The organism is Actinomadura terrae, from assembly GCF_022751215.1.
GTDB classification, from domain to species: Bacteria; Actinomycetota; Actinomycetes; order Streptosporangiales; family Streptosporangiaceae; genus Spirillospora; species Spirillospora terrae.
Genome location: NZ_JAICDG010000001.1, coordinates 587343 through 602853, shown reverse-complemented (window position 1 = coordinate 602853; position 15511 = coordinate 587343). Strand labels below are relative to the sequence as shown.

Annotated in this window: 12 protein-coding genes; 7 read left to right on the top strand and 5 right to left on the bottom strand. The window is 72.7% G+C overall.

From position 1 onward, the window contains the following. Positions 1-54: 54 nt before the first annotated feature. The 6 genes from K2F47_RS02575 (at position 55) to K2F47_RS02550 (ending at position 8264) form a co-directional block, all read left to right on the top strand. Positions 55-402, top strand: coding sequence for a CU044_2847 family protein (locus K2F47_RS02575; protein ID WP_242901021.1), 348 nt, complete (start codon positions 55-57; stop codon positions 400-402). A gap of 7 nt (positions 403-409) precedes the next feature. Next, on the top strand, positions 410-2071 hold the full coding sequence (locus tag K2F47_RS02570) for a VMAP-C domain-containing protein (protein ID WP_242901020.1): 1662 nt from the start codon (positions 410-412) through the stop codon (positions 2069-2071). Then, the gene (locus K2F47_RS02565) at positions 2072-3037 is read left to right on the top strand and encodes an AAA family ATPase (RefSeq protein WP_242901019.1); all 966 of its coding nucleotides are present in this window, start codon (positions 2072-2074) and stop codon (positions 3035-3037) included. It begins immediately after the preceding gene. Next, positions 3027-6374: an SAV_2336 N-terminal domain-related protein gene (locus K2F47_RS02560; RefSeq protein WP_242901018.1), complete on the top strand. Its 3348-nt coding sequence runs from the start codon at positions 3027-3029 to the stop codon at positions 6372-6374. Before K2F47_RS02565 ends, K2F47_RS02560 begins: the two co-directional genes overlap by 11 nt. A 43-nt stretch (positions 6375-6417) precedes the next feature. Next, a complete protein-coding gene (locus tag K2F47_RS02555) occupies positions 6418-6990 on the top strand; it encodes a TetR/AcrR family transcriptional regulator (protein WP_242901017.1) in 573 nt (190 codons plus the stop codon). 80 nt (positions 6991-7070) lie between these two features. Then, on the top strand, positions 7071-8264 hold the full coding sequence (locus tag K2F47_RS02550; RefSeq protein WP_242901016.1) for a Cmx/CmrA family chloramphenicol efflux MFS transporter: 1194 nt from the start codon (positions 7071-7073) through the stop codon (positions 8262-8264). Positions 8265-8320: 56 nt separating this feature from the next. On the opposite strand, the gene K2F47_RS02545 is transcribed toward K2F47_RS02550, so the two are convergent. From K2F47_RS02545 to rraA, 4 genes are all read right to left on the bottom strand, one after another. Beyond that, positions 8321-9574 (bottom strand): hypothetical protein, encoded by a 1254-nt coding sequence (locus tag K2F47_RS02545; protein WP_242901015.1) that lies wholly within the window; start codon positions 9572-9574, stop codon positions 8321-8323. A 128-nt stretch (positions 9575-9702) separates the two neighbouring features. Then, the gene (locus K2F47_RS02540) at positions 9703-10932 is read right to left on the bottom strand and encodes a hypothetical protein (protein ID WP_242901014.1); all 1230 of its coding nucleotides are present in this window, start codon (positions 10930-10932) and stop codon (positions 9703-9705) included. 217 nt (positions 10933-11149) lie between these two features. Continuing rightward, positions 11150-13222, bottom strand: coding sequence for a M6 family metalloprotease domain-containing protein (locus tag K2F47_RS02535; protein WP_242901013.1), 2073 nt, complete (start codon positions 13220-13222; stop codon positions 11150-11152). A gap of 147 nt (positions 13223-13369) precedes the next feature. Next, complete coding sequence (gene rraA / locus K2F47_RS02530; RefSeq protein WP_242901012.1) at positions 13370-13849, bottom strand: ribonuclease E activity regulator RraA; 480 nt, start codon at positions 13847-13849, stop codon at positions 13370-13372. Positions 13850-13966: 117 nt separating this feature from the next. Here rraA and K2F47_RS02525 point away from each other — a divergent pair, with 117 nt between their 5' ends. Beyond that, entirely contained in the window at positions 13967-14884 is a 918-nt protein-coding gene (locus K2F47_RS02525; protein WP_242901011.1) for a protein kinase domain-containing protein, read from the top strand. Between the two features lie 33 nt (positions 14885-14917). Here K2F47_RS02525 and K2F47_RS02520 read toward each other — a convergent pair whose 3' ends face one another. Then, positions 14918-15373, bottom strand: coding sequence for an Lrp/AsnC family transcriptional regulator (locus K2F47_RS02520; protein ID WP_242901010.1), 456 nt, complete (start codon positions 15371-15373; stop codon positions 14918-14920). Between the last annotated feature and the right edge of the window lie 138 nt (positions 15374-15511).

Below are 15511 nucleotides of genomic sequence, written 5' to 3'. Positions count from 1 at the left end.
CGTATCCACCCCGGCTGATCTTGTTACATTGGCCACCGGACGGAGAGGGTGGGCGTGAACGAACTGGTGCGCTGGCGGACCGAGCACGGCACCGTGGTCGTCGAGAGCGACCCGGACGAGCCCGGGTTCGAGTCGGTGTCGGTGGGCGACGGGTTGATCCGCGACGCTCAGGAGAGGTTCGAGGACGCGTTGCGCAGCGTCCGGGGCGCGGCGGAGTCGGCGCTGGCGACCCTGCGCGGCGGCGACCTGCGACCGGACGCGCTGGAACTGGAGTTCGGCGTCAAGCTCAACGCCGCGGCCGGGGCCGTCATCGCCAAGACGTCGGTGGAGGGGCAGCTCAAGGTCAAGATGACCTGGGGCGATCCGGTGGCGCCGGGGGCCGGGGCCGCGGAAGAGGACTAGTCCCATCGTGGACGGCTTGGAATGGCGCGCGTGGGTCGGCCGGCCGGAGGGCGGCAGGCTCGGCGCCGCGTTCCTGATCTCCCCGACCCGGCTGCTGACCTGCGCGCACAGCGTCCGGAATCTGAAGGAGGCGCACGTCGGATTCTCCGGGACGGCGGACGCGGGCGACCTCGCCCGGGTCGTCCCGTGCGGGGACTGGAACGCGCCCGGCGACCTCGGCGACGTCGCGGTGCTCGAACTGGACGCGCCGGTTCCGCGGCGGCCCGCGCGGCTGGCCGCGCCGGACGACCTGCGCGGCGCGTCCAGGCGGGAGTTCGGCGTCTGGGGGTTCCCGGCGCGGTCCGACGGGGGCGAGCGGCACGCGACCGTGACGACCCGCGCGCAGCGGAGCATGCGGGACGAGTGGTGGGAGCTGAAGCCCGGCCCCGGCGACTGGCTGGAGCGCGGGTACAGCGGGTCGGCGGTCTACGACCTCGACACCCACGAGGTCGTCGGGATGGTGACGAACGCCGAGATCCGCGAGGGCCGCGCCGGGCTCGGCTGGATGCTGCCGGTCACCCGGATCCGGCACTACTTCGAGGAGCTGGACGACCTCCTGCCGCTGACCTGGCTGACCCCGGAGGCGCGCCGCGACCTGCGCGGGCTGCTGGAGGGCGTCCGCTTCACCGACCCGCTCGCGACCGACCTCGCGCGGGTCGTGGGGCGCCCGCCGCTGGAGGGGTTCCGGTCGGCGTGGGGCGCGGTGCGGCACGTCGCCGAGGGCTGGTCGCAGGAGCACCTCGCCCGCTACCTGGCGGCGCTCGCCCCCCGGCTGCCCGAGGACCGCCGGAACCGGCTGGCGTCCTGGACGGGGCGCCACCTCGGCGCCCCGGCGCCGAGGTCGAGCGGCGAACCCGCGTCGGTGATCGTCCGGCTAGAGCGGCTGACGCACGGCGACGTGTACGACCTCACCCTGCACACCTGGGCGGACGGCCGGGAGGGCCCGTCCCTCCCGACCGAGCGCGTCACGAGGGACCGCGTGCGGAACGCCGTCGAGAAGGGCGTCGCCGACCTCGCGCCCGCCCTGTTCGGACGCGACTGGATGATCGAGTTCGCCGTCCCCGAGACATGGCTCGGCAGGCCGTTCGAGGAGTGGTACGTCGACCGCGCCCACGGCATCCAGATGCGCAAGTACCCCGTCGTCGTCCGGGACGTGGAGCGCCTGCGCCCCAGCTCGTTCCGGCTCGACCAGGCCCACCGGCGCTGGCGGCTGCTCACCGAGCGGGGCCGCAGCGAGCCGCGCCCGATCCACTGCGACGCGCCGCGCAAGGGCAGCGCCTTCCAGGACCTGCTGGAGGCCAACACCGACTACTGCGTGCTCGTCTACGGGTCGCGCCCGGTCAAGTCGTGGCTGACCGCCGCGCTCAACAACGGCGTCCCCGTCATGCTGTGGACGCGGACGCCCTGCGACGCCGCCACGCACGAGGACTGCCGGGGCCACCGCGTCCTGGCCGAGCTGACCGCCGCCGTCGAGCGCGAGCACCCCGGCGACCTGCCGCGCCTCGCGCTGACGCTCCGCAAGAAGGCGCTCACCGCGCCCCGCGACAGCCCGCACTGCGGCCGCGACCTCACACTGCTGTGGGACGATCCGTCCCGCTTCCCCGACCCCCCGCTCGCGATGGAGGCCTAGGTGCCCGACTGGCTGCTCTACACCGGGAGCCGTCACCCCCACGACGCCGTCGAACGGCTGCCGCCGCCCCCGCCGTGGCGCGCGTTCGACGGCGGGCCCGTGCTGCCGCCGCCGTCCGGGCCGTCGGGGAACGCGCACCAGGCGCGGACGTACCGGCCGTCCGACGACGCCGTCCAGCAGGTCAACGCCGCGCTGTACCTGCGCCGCCCGCTGCTGGTGACCGGCCCGCCCGGCACCGGCAAGTCGACGCTCGCCTACGCGGTCGCCCACGAGCTGCGGCTCGGGCCCGTCCTGCACTGGCCCATCACCAGCCGGACGACGCTCCGCGACGGCCTCTACCAGTACGACCCGCTGACCCGCCTGTACGCGGCGGGCCGCGACGACGCCCCCGCCGACGAGGACATCGGCCGCTACATCCGCCTCGGCCCCCTCGGCACCGCCCTGCTCCCCTACGGCCGCCCCCGCGTGCTGCTCGTCGACGAGATCGACAAGAGCGACATCGACCTGCCCAACGACCTTCTGACGATCTTCGAGAAGGGCGAGTACGAGATCCCGGAGCTGTCCCGCCGCGCCGACCCGTCCGCCGAGGTGATGACCGCCGACGGGCCGCGCGTCGCGGTCACCGGCGGGACCGTCCGCTGCCACGCGTTCCCGCTGGTCGTGATGACCAGCAACGGCGAGCGCGAGTTCCCCCCGGCGTTCCTGCGGCGCTGCGTCAGCGTGGAGCTGCGGCAGCCGTCGGGGGAGGCGGAGCTGGCGGCCATCGTCCGCGAGCACCTCGGCCCGCTCGCCGACGACAGCGACGACCTCGTCCGCCGGTTCTTCGAGCGCGCCTCGGCCGGGACGCTCGCCACCGACCAACTCCTCAACGCCGTGTACCTGTGCCGCCACGCGGGCGCCGCCGACCGCCGCGCCCTCGCCGACCGCGTCATGCCCTATCTGACGGGCCCGGCGGATGACGAGTGACCTCGACCGGTTCCGCGACGTCCTGGCGGCGGTCGGGCTGAGGCCGGACGCCCAGGAGCTGAGCGAGATCCTGTGGCTGGCCTGCCACCTTTCCCTTTCGGACGAGAAACCGGAGCCTTCCCCTACCGCGCCCGCGCCGCCGCCTGCGCCTCCCGTTGAGCCCTTCGCGGACCTGCCGGCGCCCCTCACCGCGCCGGACGCCCCGCCCCCGCGCACGGCGCTGCACCCGCGACCCGCCGCCGCAGCCGAACCCGGGGGCACGACGGCCACGGAGATCCTCGTCCCGACGGCGCCGATGCTCGCGGACCCCCGGGGCGTGCAGCGCGCGCTGCGTCCGCTGAAGCGGCGCGTCCCGTCCCGGCACCGGCTCGAACTGGACGAGGAGGCCACCGCCGCCCGCATCGCCGACACCGGCCGCTGGACGCCCGTCCTCGTGCCCGCGCCCGAACGCTGGCTGACGCTGAGCCTCGTCGTGGACGGCGGCCCCTCGATGCGGCTCTGGCGCCCCCTCGCCCGCGAACTCGCCGAGGTGCTCGTCCGCCAGGGCTCCTTCCAGGACGTGCACGTCGGCCACCTCGACACCACCGGCCGCGTCTCCTCGGCCCCCGGGGCGCCCCGCCGCGACCCCGCCACGCTCCTGGACCCGTCGGGCCGCCACGCCGTCCTCGTCCTCTCCGACTGCTCGGGCCCGCACTGGTGGGACGGGCGGGCCGCGCGCGCCGTCCGCCGGTGGGCGCGGGCCGGGCCGACCGCGATCGTCCAACCGCTGTCCGAACGCCTCTGGCGCCGCACCGCCGCACCCGTGACACCCGGCCTCGCCGTCCTGCCCCGGCCCGGCGCGCCCAACACCGACCTGCTGTTCACCCCCTACGACGGCGGCGTGGCGGCGGGCGTCCCCGTCCCGGTGCTGGAGGTCGCGCCGCACTGGTTCGCTGCGTGGGCCCGCCTGGTCTCCGGCGCGGGCCCGCAACCCGCCGCCATCGCGACGCTGTCGTCCCACCCGCCCGGCGGCGCGCCCGTCCGCCGCGAACGCGAGCTACCGGTCGGCGAGCGCGTCCACCGCTTCCTGGCCGCCGCGTCCCCGGCCGCCGCCGAACTCGCCACGCACGTCGCCGTGTCCGTCCCGTCCCTGCCGGTGATGCGGCTGATCCAGCACCGCGTCCTGGGCGGCTCAGGCCCGGGGCAACTCGCGGAGGTCCTGCTCAGCGGCCTGCTCCGGCCGGTCGGCGGCGTCCACTACGAGTTCGTCCCCGGCGCCCGCGAAGCGCTGCTCGACACCCTCCCGCGCCCCGAGGCCCTGCACACCCGCGACGTCCTCGAAGCGGTCTCCGCCGAGATCGAACGCCTGGCCGGAACGTCCGCCGAGACCTTCCGCGCCCTCCTCCCCCGCGACGGCGGCCCGCTCACCCTCACCACCGACACCGACCACTTCGCCCTGGTCACCCCGCAGACCCGCGACGTCCTGACCCCCGATCCGGAAATGTTCGAGACCGCCCCCGGAAACCCGAGGCCGTTCGGGCATGAATTCGACCCGCTCTCCCCATCCGCGCAAATGCCCCACGGCCTCGTCGTCGGCGAGACAGAGGCACGACAGCGGGTGGTACGCGAAATCGTCACCCAGCTCGTCCTCCACTACTCCCCCACCGACCTCGGCATCGTCTTCGCGGGATTCGGCGAACACCCATTGGGCGCGCCGATCGATCTCCCGCACCGCAGACACGCCTATGAAGAACTGCTGGGCACCCCGAACAGGATGCGCCGATTCCTCGCCTTCCTGGAAGACGAGATGAGGACGCGCGCCGCCACCCGTCCGTCGCGGCGCCTGCTCGTGATCGCCGATGTGTCGCTGACCTTCCCGTCCAGCAGAAGGGACGCGGCCGACGCACTCCTCTCCCTGGCCCAACGCGGCGAGCCCCTGGGCGTCCACCTGCTGCTGTCGTCCACCACGGTCGAACACACCACGATCTGGCACCGCTTCCTCCCCCTTTTGAAATGGCGCATCGCGGCCACCCGCCTGACACCGGCCGAACTCCAACAGGTCATGGGCCGCGCCTCCCTCCCCTTCCCGAGCGACAACACCGCCTATCTCCTCACCCCCGGCATTCCTCCGCGACGCATCGAGGTCGAGGAGGGCCTCATCGAGACCATCCGGTCACCCGAACTCGAACAGCCCCCGTACCAGGGCGTACCGCCACCGTTCAAGACGACGCTGATCCCCATCGTGGCGAGGCTCGACGCGCGCGAGACCCGGCTGTCGAGCCCACCGCACGCGATCTTCGAAGGCCCGTTCGCGCCGGACTGCGAAGCGGCGGCGGCGGCTTACGGGAAGGCGCTCGCCGATTCCGACGTGATCTCCGCGGACAGGATGATGTCGACCTCGTGGACGGTGCTGAAGGGGTGGCTGAGCGGCGCTCCGGCCAATTCTCCGTCCCGCTGGCCGGGCATGCTGCTGATCCGTGACGCGAACCCGATGGCGTCGGCCGCCGACTCCCGCCTCGTTGACGTCCTGGCGGAGCAGATGGACGAGAACGACGACCTCGTGGTCGTGTTGTGCGGAGGGCCGGGGTTGCGGCGGGCGCTGTCGGAGCATCATCCCCGATTCACGAGGCGCTTCGCGGCCATCCAGGCTGAAGCAACGTTCGCCCAAGCGTCAGGCGGCCCCGCCGACATGACCGAGTTGCCGCCGGTCACCGGAAGACGCCTGCCGCTCGGAATCGAGCACGGGGACGCGGACGAGCCGGTGGTGCTCGATCTGGACGTCCACCCGCATCTGCTGGTCGCCGGGCCGCCCGGCACAGGGAAGACGATCGTGATGCGGCTGGTCCTCGGTGAGCTCATGAAACGCCTCCCCGCGGACGACAAGCCGGTGTACTTCATCGACCGGACGCTCGATCAGCGCGAATCCATGGGCGGATCCGATCAGTATCTTCGCCACGCCCAGACCCAGGCGGAGGCGACCGCGCTACTGGACGAGGTCGCGGGGAGGGTACGGAACCGGGGCCCCTCGCGCACGGCCGACACCTATCTCGTGATCGCGGGCCGCGATGGGCGGCTTCACGACGATCTCACGAGTGCCGTCCTCCCGCTGCTGGAGCGCAGTCACCAGACGGGCTTCCACCTCGTGATGTTCGATCACCAGGCCACCTCGGGGGCACACGAGGAGCCCCTGCTGAAGAAGCTCCGCGAACTCGCGGCCCCGGCCGTGCTGACCGGCGACTGCACCGGCTGGGAGGCTGCGGCCTGGGGCGTTCCGTCCCTTGCGGAGGCCCTGCCCCGGGGGTGGGCGGTGGTGGCGCGGCCGGGCGACCGGCCGAAGATCGTCCAGTTGGTGACGTGACGAGTTTTGGACTGATCGGTTTTTTATTGTTACGGTTGGCGGTATGGCCAGACCACGGGCGTTTGAGGAGGGGCGGGCGCTGGACGCCGCGATGCGAGCGTTCTGGACGGCCGGGTACGAGGGGACGTCCACCCGCGACCTGTGCGAGGCGACCGGGCTCGGGCGCAGCAGCGTCTACAACACCTTCAGCAGCAAGCACGACCTGTTCGTGAGGGCGCTGGCCCACTACATGGACGAGCGGACGGGCAGGCTCCTCGACCTGCTCGACGAGGACGGTTCCGCGAAGGAGAAGCTCCGGACGCTGCTGTTGCAGACGGCCGACCTCGAGACCGGTGATCCGGTCGGGTGCCTGGTCGTGAACGCGATGGTGGAGATGGTGCCGCGCGACCCGGTGATCGCCGCGATGGTGGAACGGGACCAGCGGCGCCGACTGGAGGCGCTGCGGGCGACGATCGAGGCGGGGATGCGGGCCGGGGAGATCGACGCGGGACGGGACGCGACGGCGCTCGCGCACTACATCGTCACGGTCGTCAGTGGGATGCGGGTCGCGGCCAGTGGAGGCGCGGGGCACGACACCCTCGCGGGGATCGCGGAGACGGCGATGACCGCGCTCTGAAAGAACGACGGCGGCATCGGCCGCCCTTTTTCACGTCCAGATTTTGAACTGATCGATCTAAAACAGGAGGTGAGGGCCGGATGCCACGGGCCGTCTATGTGCTGGGGCTCGCGATCTTCGCGCAGGGGACCTCGGAGCTGATGCTCGCGGGGCTGCTGCCGGAGATGGCGGGGGACCTCGGCGTGTCCGTGCCGCGCGCGGGGCTGCTGATCTCGGCGTTCGCGATCGGGATGCTCGTCGGGGCGCCGGTGCTGGCCGTGCTGACGTTGCGCTGGCCGCACCGGCGGTCGCTGCTGGTGTTCCTGGCGCTGTTCGCGCTCAGCCATGTCGCGGGTGCGCTGACGCCCGGGTACGGGGTGCTGTTCGCGACGCGGGTCGCGGGGGCGTTCGTGTACGCGGGGTTCTGGGCGGTCGCGGCGGTGGTGGCGGTCGGGCTGGTGCCGGAGGGCGCGCGCGGGAAGGCGATGGGGATCGTCGCGGGCGGGCTCACGCTGGCGACCATCGTCGGGCTTCCGCTGGGGACGGTCATCGGCCAGCACCTCGGGTGGCGCGCGGCGTTCTGGACGGTCGCGGCCATGTCGGCGGCGTCGATGGCGGCGGTGGCGCTGACGGTCCCGGCCGGGCGCCGGGAGGGCCGGGCGCCGCGCGTCCGGGACGAGGTGCGGGCGCTGGCGACGCCGCGGGTGTGGCTCGCGTACGCGACGACGTCGCTGTCCACCGGCGCTTTGCTGGTCACGTTCAGCTATCTCGGCGCGCTGCTGACGCACACGACCGGCCTGGCCGAGCGGTGGGTCCCCGCCGTACTCGCGGTGTACGGGGTGGGCGCGCTGATCGGCATCACCGCGGGCGGGCGGACCGCCGACACCCGCGCCGTCCCGACCCTGTACGTGGGGATCGGCAGCCTCGCCGCCGTCTCCGCGCTGCTGGCGCTGACGATGGGGTCGCCGGTGCCGGTGATCGCGCTGGTGTTCCTGCTGGGCGCGTTCGGGTTCGCGACGAACCCGACGCTGAACACGCGGGTGTTCGCGTTGACCGACGGCGCCCCTACCCTCACGGCGGCGGTGAACGTCTCGGCGTTCAACGTCGGCATCACCGTGGGCCCCTGGCTCGGCGGGCTGGCTCTGGACGCGGGCGCCGGGTACGAGGCGACGGCCTGGATCGGCGTCGCGCTCGCCGTCGCCGCGCTCGGCACGGTCGCACTGGGGCGGGCCATCGAGCGCCGTCCTGTCAGGGAGAGGGAGAAGGCGGTCGAACTCCCCGTGATAAACGTCTGAGAGAGGCGAATGGCCGGTACGCGGAAACCGCGTACCGGCCATTCATGAATGCGGGGTCACATTCGGTTGCAGGGCTCTTCCAGCGTGCCCCACAGTGCGCGCTTGTTCGCGTGCTCGGCGACCGTCCAGATGCGGCGCTGGCCCCGGTAGCAGGACAGGTCCTCCGGGCCGTAGCTGATGGTGCGCCGCACGACGTCGCCCCATTTCCTGCCGTCGTGGCTCGTGACGAGCAGCTGGCCGCGCTTGGCGCCCGTGGTGGTGTCGACGTTGTGCGTGAACCACCAGTAGCCGTGCGACCGGACGCCGCCCTGGATCTTCTTGTCCGGGAGCGTCGCGGCCCAGGTGGCGTGCGCGACGCCGCCCGAACCCACGAGGCCGGTGCCGACCTTGAGCGGCCAGGTCGCGACGCGCCCCTTCGGGCTGGCCGTGGCGCAGTACTCGCCCGCGATCAGCGCGGGCTGCTGCCGCGCGGTGCGGTCGACCGACACCCAGGACGTGCGCAGCGAACCGCTGCCCTTGCAGTCCTTCAAAGGCGCCTTGCCCTTGACGTGCTGCCAGCTTCCGGTCTGCGGCATGACGTAGCGGTAGCCGTGGCCGTAGTACGTCTTTCCGTGCAGGCCGACCCAGCCCTTCTTCTTCGTCGTCCCGGCCTTGCTCTTGCCGAGGTCGTAGATCTGCGTCATGTCGAACTCGCGCAGGCCCGCCCGGGTGTCGGCGACGTACAGCTTGTTGCCGAACCAGGCGATGCCGCCGGCGTGGATGCCGATGTCGGTGTAGGTCGCCTTCCCGTCCTTCATCGTCGGGTAGACGAGCAGGACGTGCCGGTAGGTGCGCTTCGCGGGGTTGACGAACGTCAGCCTGACGCCGCTCTTGGCGTACCAGGCGACCAGGAGCGGTTTGCCGCCCTTGCCCCACGTCTCGTCGGCGGTGGCGTCCGACACGCTCGACACGCCCTGCGGGATCCACTTGGAGGTCGCGGCGTCCTCCTTGTTCCAGCAGTACACGACCGAGTCGGACGGCACACCGGCCGCCCTGCCGCAGCCGCCGCCGAGCTTGCGCTGGCCGGTGGCGTTGAGCAGCGCGCCGACGCCGCTCTTGTCGAGCTTCTTGTCGAGCGCCTTCAGCGGCGTGCTCCGGTCGGAGCCCGCGCGCAGGTCGAAGTCGCCGAGGTTCGGGGCGGCGGCGCGGGCGGCCGAGGCGGGCTCCGCCTTCTCGGGGGCCGTCCACGGCGCGGCGGCCGCGACGGCGGGGACACCGGCCGCCACGGCCACCAGCGGGGCGGCGACGGCGAGGGAGCGCCGGATGTTCACTTGATCACCTCCAGGGAGATCAAGGAACGTAACATCGGGCACGCCGAACGACAAAATTCAGTTTGATCACAAATAGGTCAGACGGTAAACCTCACCATGACCTTGAGCGTCGTGTCGCCCGCCCCCTGTCAGTGGCAGGCAGGTGCCGTGAGGCCCCACAGTGCGCGCTTGTTGGCGTGCTCGGCGACCGTCCAGATGCGGTGCTGGCCCCGGTAGCAGGTCAGGGCCTCCGGGCCGTGCGAGATGGTGCGGCGCGTCAGCCGCGCCCAGCCGGACCCGTCGCGGCGCGTGCTGAGGAGCAGGCCGCGCTCGCCGCCCCGGTTCTGGGTGAACCACCACTGGCCGTGCGTCCTGAGCGCGCCCTGGATCTTGTCGGCGGGCAGCGTCCCGGCCCAGTCGGGGCGGACGCGGTCGCCGTCGCCGGTCAGCCCGCCCAGCGGCCAGGTCACCACCCGGCCCTGCGGCGCGGAGGGGCGGCAGTACTCGCCCGCGATGAGCACCGGGCGGGACGCCGTCCGGTCGAGGGACAGCCAGGACGTCCGCATCGGGCCCGTGCCCCGGCACTTCGGCCCGGCGCTGCCCCCGGTGTAGCGCCAACTCCCTGTCTGCGCCATGACGTAGCGGAAGCCGTGGCCGTAGTACTTGCCGCCGTGCAGCCCGACCATGCCGTCGTGTTCGGTCGAGCCCGCCGCGCTCCTGGCCAGGTCGAAGATCTGCCGCAGGTCGAACACGCGGAGCCCGTGCCGGGTGTCGGCGACGTACAGCTCGTCGCCGTACCAGGCGATGCCGCCCGCGTGGACGTCGATGTCGCGGTAGGTGACGCGGCCGTCCTCCACGGCGGGCTCGACGAGCAGGACGTGCCGGTAGGTGTGCCGGTCGGGGTTGACGAACGTGACCCGCGTGCTGCCCTGGTCGTGCCAGGACACAAGGATCGGACGGCCGCCGCCGCTCAACCGCTCGCCGCGCAGCGCGTCCGAGACGCTCGTGACGCCCTGCGGCACCCACACCCCGGTCGTGGCGTCCTGGTGGTCCCAGCAGTACACGCGGGACCCGGACGGCACGCCCGCTGGCCCGCCGCAGCCTCCGCCGAGCTTCCGCTGGCCGGAGGAGTTGATCAGCGCGTCCACGCTGCTCCGGCGGAGCGTGCCGTCGAGCACGCGCAGCGGGAGCCCGAGGCCGGGGCCGCGTCCGAGTTCCATGTCGCTCGGACGAGGGGCGGCGACCGCCTGCCCCGGGAAGGCGGGGGCGATGGCGACCGAGGCGAGGGAGACGCCCGCCACGAGCACCACGGCCGCCGGACACCGGCCGAGCACCGCACCGCGACGACGCGCCGCACCGACCGCCACTCTACGCTGCATGATCATCACATGGCGCAACGTATCCCAGGTGGGCGCCCGACGACGGCGGCGACATCTCCCGGGGAGTGCAACTTTAGTTTCGCTGACCATTACGTCACCGGTGCCAACCCGGCACGGCGCCCGCACGTCGACCCGCACGTCGGCCCGCACATCCCGGCATGCCGACGGGGCGGCCCCCTCGAAAGGAGACCGCCCCGTCAGGAAAGGGAGGAACGGGTCAGGGCAGGCGGCAGGTCCCCGAGTCGGTCTTGGTCGGGTCGCTCTCCGAGGTGCCGGTGAGCGTGATCTTCGCCTTGCGGTCGGCGTTCGGGCCGGGCTTGGCCCAGACCTCGACCGCGGTGCCGCCCTGCTGCGGCGCGCTGGCGAGCGCGTTCGGCAGCCAGGTCGTCCAGCCGTTGCCGCTCACGGCGGCCTTGAGCCGGAACACGTCGGAACCGTAGTAGCCGGTTCCGCCCTTGCCCTTGTTGTTGATCCGCATCGTGCACTTCTCCCAGCCGGAGCCGGCCGGGGTCGAGTCACCGGAGTCGACCTTCACGCCGCGCTGCTGCGAGCCCGCGCCGTCCAGCGAGCGGATCGCGACCGTGTAGGACAGGACGCCCTTGTCGTCGCGCTTCAGGTCCAGGATGTAGAAGTGCAGCCGGTTCTCCTGGTCGACGTACTCGTACTGGCTGCCGGAGTTCGTGCCCGCGTGGTACAGGGCGTCCGAGAGCTGGCGGTAGTCGCCGATCGTCATCTTCTGCGGCGTGCCGTCCGGGCGGACGAAGTCGACCTTGTCGATGTCCTGCGGGTTGGCGTCCTTGACCCAGATGAACGGGGCGTCGTCGCGGTTCTTGGTCTTGGACAGCAGCACGCCGGAGTCCGGGGTGAAGGAGTCGAAGCCCATCCGGTCGACGACCTCGACCGTGTAGTTGTCGTACTTGTGCTTGGCGTCGCCGTCGCACAGCGGGTCGGTCGAGGGGTTGCAGCCGGGGCTCTTGTCGCCGCCGGTGCCGAACTTCAGGTTGATGCCCGCCAGCTCGCCCTTGCCCGGCTCGACGGCGCGCGCCGTGACCTTCGCGACGACCGTGCCGTCCTTGGCCAGCGTGTCGCGGTTGAGCTGGAGCACCTTCTCCGGGTCGACGATGCCGAGCTTCAGCTTGTTGCGGAGCGTGTGCTGCGCACCCATCGAGCCGCCGCCGGTCGCCGGGATCGTCCAGCGGCTGTGCGGGCCGCCCGGGCCGTTGAAGCTGCCGCGGCTCAGCATCTCCCACGGGCCCGTGTACGCGCGCCGCGGCGGCACGCCGTACGGGTTGTTGTAGTTGTCGCCGATGCCGAGGATGTGGCTGAACTCGTGGGCGAACACGCCCATGCCGGAGCTCTCCGCCTGCGTGGAGCTGCCCGTGACGGCGTTCGGCCAGATCGTGGAGCCCGCCTTCCACGACGTCCACGGGACGTAGCGGGTCTGCACCCAGTTCGGGAGGGCGGGGTCACCGGAGCCCCACTCCGGCGGCACGTCCTCCTTGGTGTTGAACTTCATCTGGCCGAACTCCTGCCAGGTGGACGACTCGTCCTGCCCGGCGCTGAGGAAGAAGACGAAGTCGAACTTCTTGGCCGTCTCCTCGCCGACGTCGGCGATCCACGCGGCGCGCGCGTCCTTGCGGATGTCGCGGCGGCAGGTGTCGCCGGCCGGGCATCCCGTGCCGCCCTGCATGTCGTCCACGCCGTACTCGTGGCTCTTGGCGGGCATCTTGTAGGCGCCGAAACCGGTGAGGTCGACCCCGTAGCGTCCGCCGGAGTCCTCCATCCAGTACTCGTGGATGGTGTGGCCGTTGTTCAGCTTCTGCGGCTTGTTGAGGAACTCCTCGTAGAACTTCGCGACCTGGGCGCGCGGCACGTCGCCGACGACGGTCGGGTTGCCGAAGATGGTCGAGTTCTTCGGCTGCGTCACCACGAACGGCTGGTTGGCGTAGTCGACCAGCACGACCGCGCCCTTGAAGTTCTTGATCGAGCCCTTGCGGGACGGGTCGGACCACGAGGTGTCCGGGACCGGCTTGTAGTCGTCCCACGTCATCGTGTCCGGCAGCTCGTAGTTCTGCGGGTCGATGGGGCGCGGGTCCCCCTTCTTCGCGAACGTCCGCGCCTCCTGACCGCGCTGCCACGGCTGGGTCTGCGGCCAGTGGCGCATCTGCCACGGGTTCGCGGTGGGCTCCGGGATCGGAGGTCTCGCCTGCGCGGCGGCCGGCGCGGCCGCGAGTCCCGCCAGCAGCGTCAACGCCGCCGCGGGCACCAACAGAGTCTTCTTGGCGCGCATGTCTCCCCTGTCTCAGTCGTTGCCTGAAGGTAAAGACAGCGCCGTCCCCGGTTCAATGGCCGACTTGTACGAGCTTCTGGCGGGATGGCTGGCATGAACCGCCCAGACGGGGAGGCTCCATCCGTTTTCGGGCAGCGGACAGCGACGTCAGCGCAACTGTCGGTCCGCGACGACGATGCCGTCCTCGTCGCTGTAGAGCCAGTCCCCCGGACGGAACTCCACGCCCCCGAACGACACCGGAACGCCGGTCTCGCCCGCCCCGTCCTTGGCGCTCTTGCGCGGGTTCGAGCCGAGCGCCTTCACGCCGAGGTCGAGCGTGCGCAGCGCCGCCACGTCCCGGACCGCGCCGTTGATCACGACCCCCGCCCACCCGTTCGCCACGGCCGCCGCGCCGATCATGTCGCCCAGCAGCGCGGACGCCAGCGAGCCCGCCCCGTCCACGACGAGGACACCGCCGCCGCCCGGCGTGTTCAGCACCCGCTTCACCAGGCCGTTGTCGCGGTGGCAGCGGACGGTCGAGACCGGCCCGGCGAACGAGGCCCGCGCCCCGTACTGCCGGAACTGCGTCTCGCAGCTGCGCAGCTCGGCGTCGAAGTCGTCGATGAGGTCGGCGGTGATGAAGTCCATGCGTACGAGACCTGCCGTTCGGTAGCGCGCGGCGGGCGGGCCCCCTCCGCGCGTCCCGGAGGTTAACATCGGGCGATCAGGCCGCCGGCACCCGGCCAGTCTCCCAGGAGGGCCCCGATGCAGTCCCCCGCTCCGCCGCCCGCGTACGAGCCGCTCCGCCCGGGCGATCCCGCGCTGGTCGGCGGCTACCGCGTACTCGCCCGGCTCCGCGACGGCGCGGTCGGAGACGCGGGCGCGGGAACGGTCTATGTGGCGACGACGCAGAGCGGCCTGCGGCTCGCGATCCGGCGCTTCCCGTCCCGGCTCGCGGACGATCCCGGGTTCCGGAGCCGCCTCAACGCGCGGATCGCCGCCGTCCAGCGCGTGCGGAGCCCCCACCTCGCCGCCGTGTTCGACGGGCACGCCGACGAGACCGGCGCCTGGGTCGCGACCGAGCACGCGCCCGGCCCGTCGCTCGCGCGGGCGGTCGCCGAGGCGGGCGCGCTGCCCGTCCCCGCCGTGCGGACGCTGGCGAGGTCGCTCGCGGAGGCGCTCCAGGCCCTCCACGACGCCGGGATCGCGCATGGCGACGTCACCGCGTCCACCGTGCACCTGATCGGCGACGGGCCCCGCCTCGACGCCCTCGGAGCACCCGACCCGGCGGGCCCACCGGCCGACGACGTGCCGCACCTCGGACGCGTCGCGCTCCACGCCGCCACCGGACGCTACGTCCGCGACGACGCGGCGGGCCTCGACGCCTGCCCGGACGAGCTGCGCGATCCCATCGCGCGCTGCCTCGCCGGCGAACCCGACCGCCTCGCCGACCTCGACGCGGACGCGCCCGGGCCGGGCTGGCTGCCGTCCGACGTCGCCGCGCTCCTGCCCGCCTACCGCGCCGAGCCGCCGGGACGCGACGTCCCCGCGGCCGGGACGGTCCCGGCGGCGAGGCTCGGCCGGTCCACCCGGCCCATCATCCTGCCCCCGGCCGCGCCGCCCCCGCACGGGGTGTTCGCCGCGCCGCCCGTCACCCGGCCGGATCTGCGGCGCGGGCGCTGACCGCCGCACGGCCCCGCTCCAAGCGGCTCCGGTTCACGTGGACGGCGCGTCGATCGGGCGGCCGATCAGCCGCGACAGCACGATCGCCGTCTTCGTCGCCGTGATGTTGTCCTCGCGGCGCAGCCGCTCCAGCGCCTGCTCCAGGTGCTGGATATCGCGGGCCCGGACGTGCACGAGCGCGCTCGCGTCGCCGCTGACCGTGTACGCCGCGACCACCTCGGGGTGGCCGCGCACGCTGGAGTAGATCTCCTCCGGCGACGTCGCGCCGGTGCAGAAGATCTCGATGAACGCCTCCGTCGTCCAGCCGAGCGCGGCGGGCTCCACGACGGCGGCGAACCCGTTGATCACCCCGTCGGCGCGGAGCCGGTCGACGCGCCGTTTGACCGCCGGGGCCGACAGCCCCACGACGGCGCCGATCTGCGCGTAGGAGGCACGGCCGTCCTCCAGGAGCCGCGCAACGATTCGACGGTCCAGGTCGTCAAGACGCAACAAACACCACCCCCGAAGTCGGTTTTCGTCATTGGTCGGCGATTGATGCCGAACATACGCTGGGAGTGGACCGGCGGCCACCCCTCTCCCGCCCGGTCACCCCCTTCGGCGCCGGGCCGCCGCCCGGCGTCCCAGGCA